The organism is Flavobacterium sp. HJSW_4 (assembly GCF_042436695.1).
In the GTDB taxonomy this organism is placed as follows: domain Bacteria; phylum Bacteroidota; class Bacteroidia; order Flavobacteriales; family Flavobacteriaceae; genus Flavobacterium.
In genome coordinates this window covers 187990-203023 of sequence record NZ_JBHNPP010000002.1, presented here as the reverse complement: position 1 = coordinate 203023, position 15034 = coordinate 187990, and the positions used below count along the sequence as shown (strand labels likewise).

Annotated in this window: 16 protein-coding genes; 6 read left to right on the top strand and 10 right to left on the bottom strand. The window is 44.3% G+C overall.

Annotated elements, in window-relative coordinates:
- Positions 1–66 precede the first annotated feature (66 nt).
- On the top strand, positions 67–408 hold the full coding sequence (locus ACE01P_RS02680) for a helix-turn-helix domain-containing protein (protein WP_379693813.1): 342 nt from the start codon (positions 67–69) through the stop codon (positions 406–408).
- Positions 409–725: 317 nt separating this feature from the next.
- Here the strand turns inward: ACE01P_RS02680 and ACE01P_RS02675 are convergent, their stop codons facing one another.
- Together ACE01P_RS02675 and ACE01P_RS02670 are read right to left on the bottom strand one after the other, a co-directional pair.
- Positions 726–2846, bottom strand: coding sequence for a cation:proton antiporter (locus tag ACE01P_RS02675; RefSeq protein WP_379693811.1), 2121 nt, complete (start codon positions 2844–2846; stop codon positions 726–728).
- Between the two features lie 3 nt (positions 2847–2849).
- On the bottom strand, positions 2850–3434 hold the full coding sequence (locus ACE01P_RS02670) for a hypothetical protein (protein ID WP_379693809.1): 585 nt from the start codon (positions 3432–3434) through the stop codon (positions 2850–2852).
- A 785-nt stretch (positions 3435–4219) separates the two neighbouring features.
- Between ACE01P_RS02670 and ACE01P_RS02665 the strand changes: the two genes are divergently transcribed.
- Positions 4220–5992: a chloride channel protein gene (locus tag ACE01P_RS02665; RefSeq protein ID WP_379693807.1), complete on the top strand. Its 1773-nt coding sequence runs from the start codon at positions 4220–4222 to the stop codon at positions 5990–5992.
- A 75-nt stretch (positions 5993–6067) separates the two neighbouring features.
- Positions 6068–6448 carry a response regulator gene (locus ACE01P_RS02660; RefSeq protein ID WP_379693805.1) on the top strand — a complete coding sequence of 127 codons (381 nt, stop codon included), beginning with the start codon at positions 6068–6070 and terminating at the stop codon, positions 6446–6448.
- A gap of 31 nt (positions 6449–6479) precedes the next feature.
- Here the strand turns inward: ACE01P_RS02660 and chrA are convergent, their stop codons facing one another.
- From chrA to ACE01P_RS02620, 8 genes are all read right to left on the bottom strand, one after another.
- Positions 6480–7631, bottom strand: coding sequence for a chromate efflux transporter (gene chrA, locus ACE01P_RS02655; RefSeq protein WP_379693803.1), 1152 nt, complete (start codon positions 7629–7631; stop codon positions 6480–6482).
- Between the two features lie 17 nt (positions 7632–7648).
- Complete coding sequence (locus ACE01P_RS02650) at positions 7649–7996, bottom strand: hypothetical protein (RefSeq protein WP_379693800.1); 348 nt, start codon at positions 7994–7996, stop codon at positions 7649–7651.
- A 111-nt stretch (positions 7997–8107) separates the two neighbouring features.
- A complete protein-coding gene (locus ACE01P_RS02645) occupies positions 8108–9289 on the bottom strand; it encodes a DUF3570 domain-containing protein (RefSeq protein WP_379693797.1) in 1182 nt (393 codons plus the stop codon).
- A 17-nt stretch (positions 9290–9306) separates the two neighbouring features.
- A complete protein-coding gene (locus ACE01P_RS02640; protein ID WP_379693795.1) occupies positions 9307–9540 on the bottom strand; it encodes a DUF4266 domain-containing protein in 234 nt (77 codons plus the stop codon).
- A complete protein-coding gene (locus ACE01P_RS02635) occupies positions 9537–10469 on the bottom strand; it encodes an FAD:protein FMN transferase (RefSeq protein ID WP_379693793.1) in 933 nt (310 codons plus the stop codon). Before ACE01P_RS02635 ends, ACE01P_RS02640 begins: the two co-directional genes overlap by 4 nt.
- A gap of 1 nt (position 10470) precedes the next feature.
- Positions 10471–10911, bottom strand: coding sequence for a thioredoxin family protein (locus tag ACE01P_RS02630; protein WP_379693791.1), 441 nt, complete (start codon positions 10909–10911; stop codon positions 10471–10473).
- A gap of 103 nt (positions 10912–11014) precedes the next feature.
- Positions 11015–11704 carry a VIT family protein gene (locus tag ACE01P_RS02625; RefSeq protein WP_379693789.1) on the bottom strand — a complete coding sequence of 230 codons (690 nt, stop codon included), beginning with the start codon at positions 11702–11704 and terminating at the stop codon, positions 11015–11017.
- 29 nt (positions 11705–11733) lie between these two features.
- Positions 11734–12114 (bottom strand): hypothetical protein, encoded by a 381-nt coding sequence (locus ACE01P_RS02620; protein ID WP_379693787.1) that lies wholly within the window; start codon positions 12112–12114, stop codon positions 11734–11736.
- Positions 12115–12350: 236 nt separating this feature from the next.
- Here ACE01P_RS02620 and ACE01P_RS02615 point away from each other — a divergent pair, with 236 nt between their 5' ends.
- The 3 genes from ACE01P_RS02615 to ACE01P_RS02605 all read left to right on the top strand — a co-directional run bounded on the left by ACE01P_RS02615 (position 12351) and on the right by ACE01P_RS02605 (position 14054).
- Positions 12351–12761, top strand: coding sequence for a hypothetical protein (locus tag ACE01P_RS02615; protein WP_379693785.1), 411 nt, complete (start codon positions 12351–12353; stop codon positions 12759–12761).
- Between the two features lie 181 nt (positions 12762–12942).
- The gene (locus ACE01P_RS02610) at positions 12943–13569 is read left to right on the top strand and encodes a Crp/Fnr family transcriptional regulator (RefSeq protein WP_379693782.1); all 627 of its coding nucleotides are present in this window, start codon (positions 12943–12945) and stop codon (positions 13567–13569) included.
- 119 nt (positions 13570–13688) lie between these two features.
- A complete protein-coding gene (locus ACE01P_RS02605; protein ID WP_379693780.1) occupies positions 13689–14054 on the top strand; it encodes a helix-turn-helix transcriptional regulator in 366 nt (121 codons plus the stop codon).
- Positions 14055–15034: the final 980 nt, after the last annotated feature.

The following is a 15034-nucleotide window of genomic DNA, read 5'->3' as shown; positions in this document are numbered from 1 at the left end:
GCTGTGAAGAAAGACACAGCAGAAACACTTTTTTCATTTGCAGCATAATTATTAAAAACGATAGCTGTGAACCTAAATGAAATCTCTTTTGATAACCTGCCCAAAGCAGTGGCGCACCTAGTGAAAGAAATAGCCGAGATCAAGCTGCTTATCCAGAATGTACAGGTTTATGAATCCAAAGAAAAAAACATTCCTATTGGAATTGAAGAAGCATGCAGGCTTTTAGGAAAAGCAAAGCCCACAATTTACGCCCTTGTAAGACAGAGAAAAATTCCCAGCTATAAATATGGCAAAAAGCTGTACTTTTTTGAAGAGGAACTTTTAGAATGGATATCTAAAGGGAAAAAGAAAACAATGCAGGAAATCGAATCAGAAGCATTGAAGTATAATCATAAACGAAATAAATAGGGGGATAGCGCCCTGCTAGAATACTTAGGTCCCACAATTACATCCTCGAAAATTCATCTATCACAAAGGGAAATAAAGCAATTTCTAGCGTCAGTAGAACAACAGATCTGCCAATGCTTCAATAGGGAAAGTAATCTGACCATTTTTTTATGTAATTTAAAAGTCTTACTGTACTAATGATAAACCATTCTAAAGTTAAGTTTATAATGTAAATTGTTTCGCATTGAAAATTATACGGACAGATTCTGGCAATTCAAGAATGCCGTAATTGGTTTTATGAAACCAAATGCAATTAAAATTATATCGCAAGGTCTGAATTATTTAAAAACTCTGGAAATCATTTTTCCTATTTCAGCAAAGTCATCATGATTGGCTACTGAACGTTTCTCAATAGCGGTTTCATTTAATGCCCTATATGGGTAAATTAAGATGTAATTATTTCTGCTTAGATTTCGGTTGAGGAATTCAGGCACCTCTTTCATCTGCTCGAAATAAGATTTCATCCCTCTGTCGGCCATAAGTATAATTAGGCCTTCATTTTCATCTATTTCCTCAGCAGCTGTCTGCGCCATTTTCCATGTATCAATTAGGTTGAACTTGGCTTCAATATTATTTTTTTCGCAGATTCGTTTTAGAATTCTGGCCGTATTTTCATTGGAATAAAATATCATCTGTGCGCCCGAATTTTTGCTGATGTTCCATACCCTTAACAGGGAATGGAAAAATCCAGGTTCCTTTTCGGCATTTGCAGGTATGAGGACGGTATAACTTTTGACTGTTGCAATTGGCTGCGCCGCATGGTAAATCAGCACATTACTCTGTTTATTCTGAAGATAGCCTTTATATAAGTTGTAGATAAAAGAGGCAGAAAATCCCTTGTCGTTTTCAAGACCCACTACAAGATCGGAAATATGCTGTTCCTTAATCACATTATTGATTCCCGAGACTACATCATGATCGTGTCTTGTAATGGGAATAATTTTTGTATCGGCGGCTGCGCCCATTTTTACAGTCTTATCTAAAAGGATTTCAGCATTTTTGGCTGATGATTCATTTTTCTGTTCACTGATGACATTCAGGGCATAAATGCTGTTATGGTTGGATTTGGTTTTGATCAGCAGACCAAGGTTCACCAATTTTTCAACAGTGCTTTCGTGGTTGATGGCGAGCAGGATTTTATCTTTTTCTTCGCTCTCGCCTGATACGGTATTTTCTTTTTCCTTTTCGGCAATGCGCTGCGCAGAAGCCATAGAGACAAAGGAAGATACGGTGCAGGAAATCAGGATAAGGAGTATGCTTCCGTTCAATACATGTTCATTCAATAATCGTACAGGTTCACCAGCCTCATTTTCGGAGAGTATAATGTTATAGCCCACCATAACAGAAGCTAGTGTAGCAGCGGCAGATGCAGCGCTGAGTCCAAATATTAACTTACCTTCATCATCTGTAAAGCGGAAAGTTTTCTGCGTCGCAACGGCAGCAAGGTATTTTCCCCCAATTGACGCGCCAAGCATCACTGCTGCCACGCCGAGTGTTTCCCAGCTTTTAAAGAAGGCATTAAAGTCTATCAGCATTCCCACGCTGATAAGAAAGAACGGAATGAATATGGCATTGCCGACAAATTCCACGCGGTTCATCAGAGAAGAAGTGTGTGGTATCAGCCTGTTGAGTGCCAATCCGGCAAAGAAGGCGCCGATAATGGCTTCAATGCCTGCGAGTTCAGCCAGAAGCGCGGCCATGTAGATCATAACCAGAACAAAGATATATTGTGATATCTTATCCTGGACATTTTTAAAAAACCAGCGTGCTATAATTGGAAACAGCATTAATACAATAACACCGAAAAGGACCATAGATATAGAGAGCTTGATCCAAAATGATGATCCTACTCCTCCCTGTGACATTCCGACTACTACAGCCAGTATCACTAAAGATAGTACATCGGTTATCATTGTTCCTCCAACTGTGATATTAACAGCCAGATTTCGTGTAATGCCCAGTGAGCTCACCATCGGATATACAATCAATGTGTGGGAGGAAAACAAACTCGCAAAAAGCACGCAGGTAAGCATATTGAAACCCAGTATGTAATAGCCTCCAGCCAACCCGAGCAGAAATGGCACAGCAAAAGTATAGATGGAAAAAGTGATGCTTTTCCACTTATTCTTTTTAAAGTCTCCCATGTTAATCTCCAGTCCGGCAAGGAACATGATATATAATAGCCCTGTTGTTCCAGTAACCACTATGCTGCTGTCTCTGGAGAGAATATGAAAACCATTAGGACCGACTACAGCGCCTGCAATTAAAAGCCCTAAAAGATGGGGGACTTTGATCTTATTGAGCAGGAGCGGGATGCAGAGGATAATGATCAGCTCTAAAAGAAATTTCAATAGAGGATCTTCAATGGGAAAGGTGATATGCTGTATACTTAAAAACATAGCTTATTTTTTTGGGGAAGGGGAAAGCTCAACGGAGAATTTTACCAGACAGCCGTTCTGTCCTGAAAGTGACTGTGTGCCTTTAATCACTTTTTTGCTGAAATTATCTAAAAGTGCGGTAATCTTATTATTTCCTGCAGCGGTGCTGTCTGGTAAATAGATATTTAGTTTGGCTAGTCCGTCATTATATTCGGCCCTATAAATGCGCTTGAGCTTATTATTGTCCATTACTTTAATAATTGGTCCTATGCTGTCATTGGAAAAGATCCATTTTTCAGTTCTCTGGTCGCCTATGACATAAGTTCCGCATGCAGATTCGCGACATACTAATTTACCATTCCAGCTGCCAGTAAGGCTGTCCGGCCAGAATCTTTTAATAGAATCCGTATTTTCCTTTTTCGTTAAAACAGCCAGCTGAAGACTGTCGCGGAGTCTGAGAAGGTTTTTATAGTCTTCTTCCTTTGCTGAAAACTCTTTTTCCTGAAGTATAAGTTTTTTTTCCCTAGCTTCCAGTTCACTTTCTTTTCTGCCGGTGCAGGAAACAAAAAATAGTATGATAAACACAAATGCCGTTTCTGATATTTTCATAATAGGAGATTTAATATTCAAGTTATAAAATTATCCTGATATTAAAAAAGGATAGGGGGGTTAATCGTTCCATTTAACATGTTTCTGCGTTTTTACCTGTTAAAACCCGATAAACCCGAAATTCACTGTCGCTTTATACTTCAAAGACACTTAAAATCATTGCGTTTTACATAAAAGACATTTTTTTTAGCAGAATAGCCTCCGATAAAACCTGTAAAGTTTTGTACATTTGAAGCCTCATATTTATTTCATATAATTATAAATTCAGAATCAAAGGGGATGAAGAGGCTTCTGCTTTTTTACATAGTACTGGCATTTGCGCATTCTTTCTCTGCAGCAGCGGAAGAAAAGAGTTCTCTCCTTATGGAGGCATCTTATGAAGCCCCTTTTCCAAAAGCGGATTCTGAAAGTCTAAAAAATGGAAGCTTTGAGCGATTTTCGTTCCTTAAAAAAGATTCCAATCAGGACGGCTCTTCTGAGTTCCGGTTTAAAAGAAAGGCCACTGAATTAAAATTTGCGGAACTGCCTGCAGCTTACCAGAATAATTTTTGTCTTATAAAACAGTATTCAGGCAGGTATTTTTTTGGGCTTACCAATCTGTATTCCATAAGACTTCACACTTATCTTCACCTTTATCAGCTCTTTTAGGATCTAATGATGGATGCCTGCTATTGCAGGTAATTATTATAAATTTTTTTGTGTCCATGCAGAATTGTGCATACGGGCTAATCTATTCATCAATGTAATGGTTTTATTTGCTATTATTTTTAAATCACTTAAATCTAATGTTTAAGAAAAAACTTCTGCAGCTTGAGGCTCTTCTCATAGTGGGCAGAAAAAAACTTTCCCCAAAGCAGTTTATATTCCTATCAAGCGTTATCGTCGGAATCATGTCGGCCTTTGCCGTGATATTCCTTAAAACTTTTGCCCACTGGGTCTATTCCCTGGCATCTTATGGCAACAGCATTTTGAAGCTCAGCTTCATTAACAGTATTCTCCCCATTGCAGGAATCCTGCTCACCGTGCTGGTGGTAAAAAGGGTTCTGGGAGGCAGCATTGAAAAAGGAACCTCACAGATTCTGCATGCCGTGGCGCGCAAAGCGAGCATCATACCTCCCAAGCAGATGTACGCACAGATCATTACAAGCTCTCTGACCGTCGGACTGGGAGGATCAGCAGGACTGGAGAGTCCGATTGTTGTGACAGGAGCCGCTTTCGGATCCAATTATGCGCAGAAATTCAGGCTCAGCTATAAGGAGAGGACCCTTCTTCTAGGCTGCGGAGTGGCGGCTGGTATAGCGACGGCTTTTAATGCTCCAATTGCAGGAGTGCTTTTTGCCGTGGAGGTGCTTTTGGTGGATGTGGCCATTTCTGCCTTTACGCCAATTATGATAGCGGCGGCGACCGGCACGCTGGTGTCGGCTATCGTACTTAACGAAGATGTTCTGCTTACTTTCAGGCATCAGGAAACATTCGATTATCATAATATACCTTTTTACATGCTGCTCGGTTTTTTTACTGCGCTTGTTTCAGTTTTTTATTCCAGAAATTTTTTAAAGACCGAACATTTTTTTGCAGGCCTGAAGCTGGGAGCGTACAAGAGGGCTTTGGCGGGAGCACTGCTGCTCGGACTGATGATATTTGTATTCCCGACGCTGTTTGGTGAAGGGTATGAAAGCATCAAGACGCTGGCCGACACCAATCCCGGAGAACTGCTGGAAAATACTCTTTTTAAGGATTTCAGCAGCAATGAATGGGTGGTGCTGGCTTTTGTGGGCTTTTCTATGACGCTGAAGGCTTTTGCTTCAGGAATTACCCTTGGCAGCGGCGGAAATGGAGGGAATTTTGCTCCCTCTCTTTTTCTGGGATCTTACGCGGGATATTTCTTCTCCAAACTTTTAAACCTCACAGGGCTGACGGATCTTCCGGTAAGCAACTTTGCCATGGTCGGTATGGCAGGGATTCTGAGCGGACTTTTCCATGCGCCCCTTACAGCCATTTTTCTTATTGCCGAGATTACCGGCGGGTATGATCTTATTATTCCGCTTATGATTGTTGCATCGATCAGCTTTGCGATATCCAAGCGTTTTGAAAAGCATTCTTTGGATGTAAAAGGACTTGTCAAGAAGGGTAACGTCTTTACAAGCAACAAGGATACCAATATTCTCTGGACACTTGAAGTGGACAGCATTATACATGTTGACCAGAAAACGCTGGCAGAAGATGATGGTATGGACAAATTAAGGGATTTGATTACAGAAAGCGATCAGGGGATGTTTGCCGTGACGGGGGATCAGAAACTGGTAGGGGTCATTTATTTTTCCGATGTCCGCGAGATTATCTTTCAGCAGCAGGATACAAGGATGAAAGACATCATGAAATCGTCATGCGAGACGGTGGATTATTCGGATAGTATGGAAACGGTAATGCGACAGCTTGAAAAAGGTGGCAGGTTTTATCTTCCAGTGATCAGGGACGGACTGTATTATGGATATATTGACAAGGGAAGCGCCTTGGAAGCGTACCGTAATCAGCTCAAGGCAATGGTTTTTGACTGATGTTAAAATGTTGGATGCAAAAAGGAAATGGCATTACGTAAGTGCCTGGAGTCAAACTCTTCAAAATTTAGCCTTATGACTTATAAAAAGATATTGCTCGTTGATGATGATGCAGATGATGCGGAAATTTTCATGGATGCCATAAAAGCAATTGATCCTGAAATCCATTGCACGGTTGAAAATAATGCTGCCCAAACCCTGCATAAGCTGCGTAATGGAACAATAATTCCGGAAATTATTTTTCTTGATTACCGTATGCCTCATCTGGACGGACTCGAGTTTCTCAGGTTATTTAGGGAAAATAAAGAGTGGGAAAAAGTCCAGGTGATGATCTATTCAGGGTATTTAGATCCTGTGCTGGAAGATGCAGTGCAAAGATTTGATAAAGTGGATTTTTTCAAAAAAAATGGAAATTACCAGGGTCTCGTGGAAATGTTAAGAGCTGTTATTGGTTAGTAAGTGCGCAGTAATAGTGAGGTATTTCTTCTTATAACAACTTGAGAAGGAAGCCGGCTGCTGAACTTCCTAGAATGATTGCTGCCGTGTTGATTTTCTTTAACTTAAATACGCAAAACATGCTTAAGAAGAGTATAAATACAGTTCTCCAGTCCGAGGCCTCCTGGATTGCCATCTTAAGAAACATCGCAGCTACAAGTGCGGCTGATGCTGCATTTACTGCGTCGAGAAAAACACTGAAACTTTTAGATCTCCGTGCTATTTTCATCAGCGGCATCAGCATTGCTATAAATAGGAAAGAAGGCATAAATACAGCAAGAGTGGAAAAAAAAGCGCCTGGGAATCCGTTGATCTGCCAGCCGATAAAGGTGACCGATGAAAATACAGGTCCCGGGGTAAACTGTCCCACTGCAATGGCATCGGCCAGCTGCAGGGAATTCATAAGCCCCGTTTGCACCAGCTCACGGTCCAAAAGGGCAAACAGTACGTAACCGCTGCCGTACAGGACGGCGCCGATTTTTAGGAAAATAAAAAAAAGCCTGGCATTAAGCGATGATAAAAGCAGATTTCCTGCAGCCGGAATTAATCCAATAGGTGTAATGGCCCCTAATTTTTTTGTACTATTGTTTTTTATGGCGTAAAGCAGATAGGCTGCAATTCCAGAGCCGAACAGCAGATAGATTTCACATATTCCCGAAAGGGAGCCCGAGAACACGGCAAGAGCCGTGAGGGTGAGAAATGTTGATTTTAGGGCATTTTTTGCGATCGGGTATACAGCGCCGGCTATTACTGCGGCAACTGCCGGCTTTATGCCGTAGAGAAAGGGGGTGACCTCGGGGAGCTGTCCGTAGGAGCGGTAGAGCTCGGCAAGAATCCCGGTAATTATAACGGCGGGCATTATAAAGCAGAAGCCGGCGGCTAGAAGGCCTTTTCTGCCGGCCTTGTCATAACCGATGTGTATGGCCATTTCAGTGCTGTTGGGTCCCGGAATAAGGTTGACGGCTCCCAGAAGATCCAGAAAATGCTGCTCGTCCATCCATTTTCTCTCTTCGACTACTTCACGGCGCATCATGGCGATGTGCGCCGCAGGTCCGCCAAAGCCGATCAGCCCCAGTTTTAGAAAAAGTCGGGAGATTTCTTTCACCGGCACGCTGCTGGAAACGGGATGGGTCGAATTATCCATTTGGCGGTTTAAGGATTTCAGGATGGGTTGAATGTGGAGGTCTCTTCAGTATGGTCTGGGCTATACATTTGTTGGAGAAGCTGCAGAAATTCACCGGAGAGGAACAGATCTGCATGGGACATGCATTGCGTCCAGTGGGACATTGACTTTTTGATGTCAAGGTCCTGATTATCTCCGTAGATCAGCACAAGTTCCCTATTTTTGGAGATTTTCAAAACATATTCAAGATCATGGCATCCGATCCAGAAAGCCGCCAGCGGGTCATCCATGTCCCTTATCTGCTCAAACGCTTCGGTAATTTGCTTACTGGTGGCTTTATCTGCCGAGCCTCCCCAGTTTTTTTCCATCCAGAATTCCTTTTTCATGGCATATAAAAATTAAAAAATTAAATGGGTTTTCAAAGCCCGTAAAATGCTCTGCGGGCAAAAGGGGCCTTTCGGCCCCAAGATAGTATTTATCTAATGTCCCGCGCATTTCTACCTGTATTTGATATTGATGCTGATGATATCGGAGGTAAGGTCATTGGATCTGGTGTAGTGCCCGTAACGGATCTCGAGCGTGTTCCAGTGTTTGAGACCAAATATTCCGTCAGGAGGCGTGAACTTGAGCCCCATTCCCAGAAAACTGCTGTTGAACTTCGAGAGGTCATAGTTGCTGGTATAGAATTCATCTGCACCGGTATGCTCCCCGTATGGTTTGAAATACTTGGCGGCGCTCTGGCTGTAATAGCGGTAGAAAGGGCTCACCGAGAAAGCCTGGCTCAGTTTCACGGGGATTTCCAGATCTGCCGTGTGCGCCTTTAGGTTCCAATCATCGGTATAATAGCGGTAATAAGCCCTTATGATGATATTGTCTCCCATAAAATAGCTGGCCCTGATTCCAAGTGGGATCTTAAAGCGGGTATCGGGCATTTTTTCCTGATGCACCGATCCGTCGGCAAAATAAACCCTGTGGAAAGGAAGGCTGAGATAGCCGTTCTGGCTGATCACATCCCCTACAAGCATCACCTGAAGCCTCTGGTTTATGACCTGGGAGTAGCTCAGCGTAGCGGCAAAGGTATTCCGGTTTGCACTTCCGTATCCTTCACCTCCTGTTCGCAGCTCAACGGGTTCTATCAGTTTGAGCTGGTCTATGAAGGTCTGGAATCTGGCTGTAAACTCACCATTGCGGTCTTTGGTCTTCTGCGAGAAGCTGATATTCCCCCCGAAGGACTGGTAGTCGAACTCGGTGGAAGAGGAGACCCCGATGCCAAGGGTGCGCCCTTTCTGCTCATTTTCCCTTAGATAGGTAAGCGATGGATAAAATCGGTTGTCCGATGAGGAGGCCGATGAGTTGGCGCTCAGATCGATCATATCCGATGATGCCGAGCTGTAGTGGTCGATTCCCGCCTCGATATCAAAGGTATGTTTGATGCCGGTCTGTCCGTATTTGACCAGCTTCACATCGATGGTATTTGCGATATCGGTCAGCTTCTGGGTGCCGATTCCGCCTGTTACGGCCGAATGGCCGCCGTTCTGGCTGTAATAGCTCGATACCAGATTCACTTCCTCGATTTTGAGCTTTCTGCTTTTATAGGCTGTGGAATCCGCTGGCACGTCCTGCGCTCTGGATTGGAACAGCGCCATAAGTGCCGCTGCTGTTAAGAATACTCTTTTCATTTTTTAAGGCATAGAGATTAGTTGCAGCCGCAGCCTCCGCCGCTTTTCCCTGCATTGGCACCGGAAGCTCCCTCGCGGTAGGACTGGAAACTCAGTTCGGTCTTCTCTATTTTGCGGTTGGAGAGCACCATTTCCGAATCATTGATTTTTCCTTTCTGGTATTCCTTCACAGAAGTGCAGGAAACTGAAAGGATGCCTGTCAAGAGCGCTATGGCTATGGCAGGCGGATTTTTGGGATTTCGTTTTTTCATTGCAGCCGAATGTTTTTGGATGTGTATATTTTATTGCTGTCGTCTATGATGATGCAGTACAGGTCAGGGATCTGGTCGATCAGAAAAAGCCCTGCCCTTATTCCCATAACCGATATGGGAGTGGCCATGGCATCTGCAAACTCGGCGTTTGGAGCTATGATGGTCACGCTTTTTATTCCGGTTACCGGCAGCCCTGTTTTCGGGTCTATGGTATGGGAGTATTTTTTTCCGCCGATGGTGATGTATTTCTCGTAATTTCCTGATGTGGCTACAGCCCTGTCCGATATGTCCATATAAGAGAATACGGCGCTGGGCGCATCGGGATCGGCCACTCCGATGGTCCATTTTCGCCCATCGGGCTGCAGGCCCCAGGCGCAGAGGTCGCCGCTTGCATTGATGATGCCGCTCTGCACGCCCCTTTCAAGCAGGAGTTTTTTTGCCATTTCTGCGGCATATCCTTTTCCTATTCCGCCAAATCCGATGCGCATCCCTTTTTCTTTTAGAAAAACTGTGGAATTCTCGCTGTCCAGAATGATATTGCGGTAATCTATCAGATGCACCATCTTAAGGGCTGTCCGGGCATCAGGCAGGCTTTTCATCGAGCGGTCGAAATTCCAGAGGCTTTTGTCGATCCCCCCGTAGGAGATGTCAAAGGCGCCCTGAGTAATTTTGGAGATCCCGATGGAACGTTCGATCAGACCGAAAACTTCCTGGTCGACTTTGACGGCGGATATTCCTGCCTGCGAGTTGACCTGATTGGTCTGGCTCTGCCCATCAAAGGTGGTAAGGAGCTTTTCTATGCGCCTGATCTCACCAATTGCGGCCTCGATGTGCCTGTTGGCCGTATCGTGGTCGGCAGCCGTAACTGTGATGGTAAAATTATTTCCCATGAGCCTGAGCGACTGGGAATATTTCTGAATGGCTGCCATCTTATTTTCGGCTGTCGCAGATTGATTTTATCTCGGCCGTCCACTGCTCGGGGGAGCCTTCGGGTTTTCCTTTCCAGGTCTTGATGATTTTTCCCTGCGCGTCAAGCAAAAGGGTCAGTGGGAAACTGCCTTCCTTATTGTATATTTCGGCCAGCGCCTCGTTTCTCTTTACCTGCTCGACAGATGGGATGTTTTTCTTTTTGCGCGGGAAATCGGCATTCACCAAAACAAGGTTTTCACCGGCCATTTGGGCGAAACCCTCATTATCAAGGTAGTCCCTTCTGGTAAGGATGCACGGCCCGCACCAGTCCGATCCTGAAAAATTAAGAAGTATGAGCCTGTGATGCTCTTTCGCCGTTTTTTTGGCGTTGTCAAAATCGGGCTCCCAGCTGATGGCGGCAGGCAGCACTGAAAAGAATAGCAGAAGGGTTAAGAGTTTCATTTTGAGATGCATTTTGTTATACCAAATTAACGTAATAACGATGCAGTTAGTTTTACATCTCACTTAAGATTTGATTAATTTTTCAGGACTGAAAAAACATTGTTCATGCGGTCTGCACGCCGAACAGATAGCCGACAAGAGCGGAGGCGGCCATGGCAAAGGTGCCCCAGATGCAGATGCGCAGCACCGATTTAAGGACGTTGGATCCGCCTGCTTTTGCGGCCATGGTTCCCGAGAGGGCAAGAAAGAGAATGGAGAAGGCATACTGATAGGCGACCATATCTTTGACCGGAGCAAAAAGTGCGGTCAGCAGCGGGAGCATCCCGCCAATAATAAAGGACAGTGCGGAGGCAATCGCTGCTGTGAAGGGATTGGCTTGGGTCATTTCGTTGATGCCCAGTTCGTCCCTTGCATGGCTTTCAAGGGCGTTATGGGAGGTAAGCGCTTGGGCTACCTGAAGGGCCAGCTGGTTATCCAGACCGCGTTTGCGGTAGATTCCGGCGAGTTCTTCAAGTTCCTCTTTAGGGAAATTTTCCAGTTCGGCTTTCTCGCGGGAAAGATCTGATTTTTCGATGTCCTCCTGGGAGCTTACCGATACGTATTCCCCTGCCGCCATGGAGAGCGCTCCGGCTGTGACCCCTGCAGCCGCAGCCAGCAGGATGGGCTCCCTTGAGGCGCTGGCCGCCGCTATGCCGATCACAAGGCTTGCCGTGGAGAGGATTCCGTCATTGGCTCCCAGAACGGCCGCCCTGAGCCAGCCGCTTCTGTTGATGTAGTGGTTCTCTGTTTTCATAAATAACCCCTTTAAAGTTACGTTTTGGGTCAATTCTCGCCAAAAGGCGATCTGACCCCGCCGAAGGTATCTCGCAGCATCTGGCGTATCTGGAACTGGGTCTTATTCTGCGATAAGGCCCTGTATTGTTTAGCATCAAAAATGTGGATCTTTTCCGCATTGGGATTGGTCAGAAAAGAGATTCTTTCGATCGAATAGCGGTATTTTTTGATGGCATTGGAGACATGCCTGTCGGGCACCACGATGAGTATCTCTTCCCATTTCAGATAGTCCTTGGGCACATCGTCTCGCTGGTGCAGACCCAGAAATTCAAAAAAAGCGGTTATTTTCTGGCTGTTTAGCTTATATATCGCCTTGTCTATCCTGGCGAGCTCCGATAATATTTCCTTCTGGTCTTTAAGGGGTGTCATCTGCATGGGAAGTCTTTCTGATTTTTATATAAAATTAAATCAAATTGGGATTCAAAGAAGCTTTATAGTCTGTAGAATGATTCTAAATTTTTCTCAGACCGTTTCCGCTTCGATTAATTGGCGTAAGTTAGCCATGGCAAACTAAATAATCTTTTTCCTGTTATTTTAGCTCCGTTCCTGTTTTTTGGCATGATAGTGCGGATTTGCAGAAAGGCAAAAGGACTAACCGGATCCATATGATGTACCGTATCAATACAAGGATGGCTAATTTTGCCTGTATACCAGATGCAGGAAATATGCTGGTCAACATTACCTGGCACCGCTTCGATGCATCAAGCGGAGCTGTCTGCTGTTTTACTGAAAGCCAGATGGAGCAGTTCAATGCTTTTATGCTGGCCAACGCCTTTAATTTTCCCCAGCCCCACTACATTGAAGCCCTCGCGCATGATTTTGCTTTCCTCCCCAGCGGCGCTGCTATTGCAAAGGAAGTTCCCCATTATCTGATTTTATGCAAAGAACCGTCTAAGATAGAAGGAAATAAACCATATGCCAGAGCTGTGCTTTTCGATGAAAATACGGAAGCGCCCGTTGCCTATGATCTGGATTTTGAAGCGGCAGGAAAAATTGAGATATACAGAAAGCTTTGACTCCAGAAGCTTAAAATTGAAATGGGCAGAGGATATCCTACCATTCTTGACAATAAGGCGGCATCTCTTAATCTGCATTTTCAAAAGAGCCGGCCGGTCTGTTGATTCGGGTCTGATTTTGACAGGTGAAATTTTCTGTGCAATGAAGACGTTATATCTGTAAGCCCAAAATGTAAAAGCTATGAGAGCCAAAAAAATCGAGATATTAAAAAACGAGGGAATTGACAGCATTTACCGTCTTGCCTGCAGGCATGTCGAGATCAGCGGAGCGGAGTGGGAGCAGTGCCGGGGGATGTTCGCCAGCGCTTTTTTTTCCAGAAAGCAGATGCTTGTGAACCGCGGTGAGGTCTGCGGCAAAATCTTTTTTGTTGCCTCGGGGCTTCTGCGCATTTACTTTACGGATGAAAAAGGAGAGGAGAAGACCTTTCATTTCTGCATGGAGAATACTTTCGCTACGGACTATGAAAGCTTTTTGAAAGGCGTGCCTTCGAGTTTTTCCATACAGGCCGTTGAGGATTCTGTTGTGTTGTTGGTGAGCCGCGAGATGCTGGAAAGCCTCTACTCCCTGCTGGGAGAAGGGCAGAAGCTCGGCAGGCTCATTGCGGAGGATTACTTTTTTATTTTAAATGAGAAGATCAAGTCCATTTATGTGAATTCCCCAATGGAGCGCTACAAGGCTATGAATATGCGTTTTCCCAATCTGCTGCAGCGCGTGCCCCAGTACCATATAGCCTCATATCTCAATATCAGCCCCGTGCATCTGAGCCGCCTGAAGCTGGCCGAAAGGGAAAACAGCCCAAACGGTTAACATTTGTTGTTGCAAAGAAGGATTTAATAGCCTTATTTGCATTGCTTCCCTTTGAAGCGAACTGAAATATTTTCCAACATCCGTTTAGAAGGGAATGGTCCAACCCTAAAACAGCATATATGCCCGGCACAATACATCAGAACATAAAAAGCATAAGAGAAATTAAAAACTACACCCAGCAGTACATGTCCGAGAAGCTGGGCATCACGCAGGCCGGATACAGCAAAATAGAGAAAGGGGGTGCGGGGCTGAATTTTGAAAAGCTGGAGGAAATCGCCGCTGTTTTTGAAATGAGCGTACAGGGCGTCATAGCCTTTGAAGCAATGCCGTTTTTCCAGCCTGCCGTTGAGCCGTCCATTGCCCGCAAGCCTGGATTTGATGATCTAGAGAAGCTTTACCGCGATAAGATCGGGCTTTTGGAGAAGCTGCTGCAGATTACAGAAGCAGAGCTTAAAAATTATAAAAGCAGATGCGGGGAGATCTGAATGCATCGGGATTATATGGCTGTAGTCTGCCTAATCCCAGCCTGAAAGGATTTGGGAAAAAGGCATCAGGTCCAGTATGCCGAAGCTGGCTTGAATTAGCAGTCAATAATTTCTTTTAGTGATTTTGTAATGCTCCTTAAATTATTTTGTTTTTCTATACACCACACCGCTTTGCGTTTTTTTGCCGCATTTTCAGCAGCTGCAAAACAATAGGAACTTTACTGAGTCCTTTGATGCTTCGAAGCAGTTCCAGAAATTCGCCTGCTTCAATATGAGACAATTGGTACAGAAAAATCAAGTCAGGAAAAGTATTTGTTCCATTGAGGTTTTTTAAGCGCCTGCAGCTGATGCCATTGGTAATCCTTAGGCAGTAAGCCCGGCAGATTTGAGATTCGGGTCTCTTATCTGCGGGCCTGTCCATAAACATAATCTTCCATTTATGCTTATCTGTATGGGCAGTGTCCCGGAATTGGTTTCCGGGATACCGTATGTAAAGATATAACGCAGATCTGCTTGTTTATTACACAATTTACTTGAAATATTATATTTCATGTATATAATTTCTGGATGCTGGCGTGTTTTTGTACTCTAAATCCTATGTTGAATTTACATAATTCCCATCTTTTAGATGGCAATTGTGTAAAATTTAATGAAATGTTTGTTTTCCGTAGACTGAAGTTTTACCTTCCATTATTATAAGCTCATATCGTATATAATTCCTTTTTACTGATTTACACAGACTATAGCTATGTAGCCCAACGCGGTAGCTTATAGTTTTATGTTTGGCAGGAAACTGTAAATAATGCCTGAATTGGAAAACTCCAAAAAGATTATCTGCCTGACGGACCATCATCCCTATGGCCTTATGCTGCTCCATGAGGCGCATTTGGCTCTTGATGTGCCTTTTGAGGTTCTGCAGCTCTGCAGCGCAGAGTGCTGCTGGAGCATTATTGAAAAGAGACGGAGGCTTTCCCATTATA

Coding starts and splice junctions, on each gene's coding strand:
- ACE01P_RS02675 (WP_379693811.1), bottom strand. CDS start 2,846: ATGTTTTTAAGTATACAGCATATCACCTTTCCCATTGAAGATCCTCTA.
- ACE01P_RS02670 (WP_379693809.1), bottom strand. CDS start 3,434: ATGAAAATATCAGAAACGGCATTTGTGTTTATCATACTATTTTTTGTT.
- ACE01P_RS02665 (WP_379693807.1), top strand. CDS start 4,220: ATGTTTAAGAAAAAACTTCTGCAGCTTGAGGCTCTTCTCATAGTGGGC.
- ACE01P_RS02660 (WP_379693805.1), top strand. CDS start 6,068: ATGACTTATAAAAAGATATTGCTCGTTGATGATGATGCAGATGATGCG.
- chrA (WP_379693803.1), bottom strand. CDS start 7,631: ATGGATAATTCGACCCATCCCGTTTCCAGCAGCGTGCCGGTGAAAGAA.
- ACE01P_RS02650 (WP_379693800.1), bottom strand. CDS start 7,996: ATGAAAAAGGAATTCTGGATGGAAAAAAACTGGGGAGGCTCGGCAGAT.
- ACE01P_RS02645 (WP_379693797.1), bottom strand. CDS start 9,289: ATGAAAAGAGTATTCTTAACAGCAGCGGCACTTATGGCGCTGTTCCAA.
- ACE01P_RS02640 (WP_379693795.1), bottom strand. CDS start 9,540: ATGAAAAAACGAAATCCCAAAAATCCGCCTGCCATAGCCATAGCGCTC.
- ACE01P_RS02635 (WP_379693793.1), bottom strand. CDS start 10,469: ATGGCAGCCATTCAGAAATATTCCCAGTCGCTCAGGCTCATGGGAAAT.
- ACE01P_RS02630 (WP_379693791.1), bottom strand. CDS start 10,911: ATGAAACTCTTAACCCTTCTGCTATTCTTTTCAGTGCTGCCTGCCGCC.
- ACE01P_RS02625 (WP_379693789.1), bottom strand. CDS start 11,704: ATGAAAACAGAGAACCACTACATCAACAGAAGCGGCTGGCTCAGGGCG.
- ACE01P_RS02620 (WP_379693787.1), bottom strand. CDS start 12,114: ATGACACCCCTTAAAGACCAGAAGGAAATATTATCGGAGCTCGCCAGG.
- ACE01P_RS02615 (WP_379693785.1), top strand. CDS start 12,351: ATGATGTACCGTATCAATACAAGGATGGCTAATTTTGCCTGTATACCA.
- ACE01P_RS02610 (WP_379693782.1), top strand. CDS start 12,943: ATGAGAGCCAAAAAAATCGAGATATTAAAAAACGAGGGAATTGACAGC.
- ACE01P_RS02605 (WP_379693780.1), top strand. CDS start 13,689: ATGCCCGGCACAATACATCAGAACATAAAAAGCATAAGAGAAATTAAA.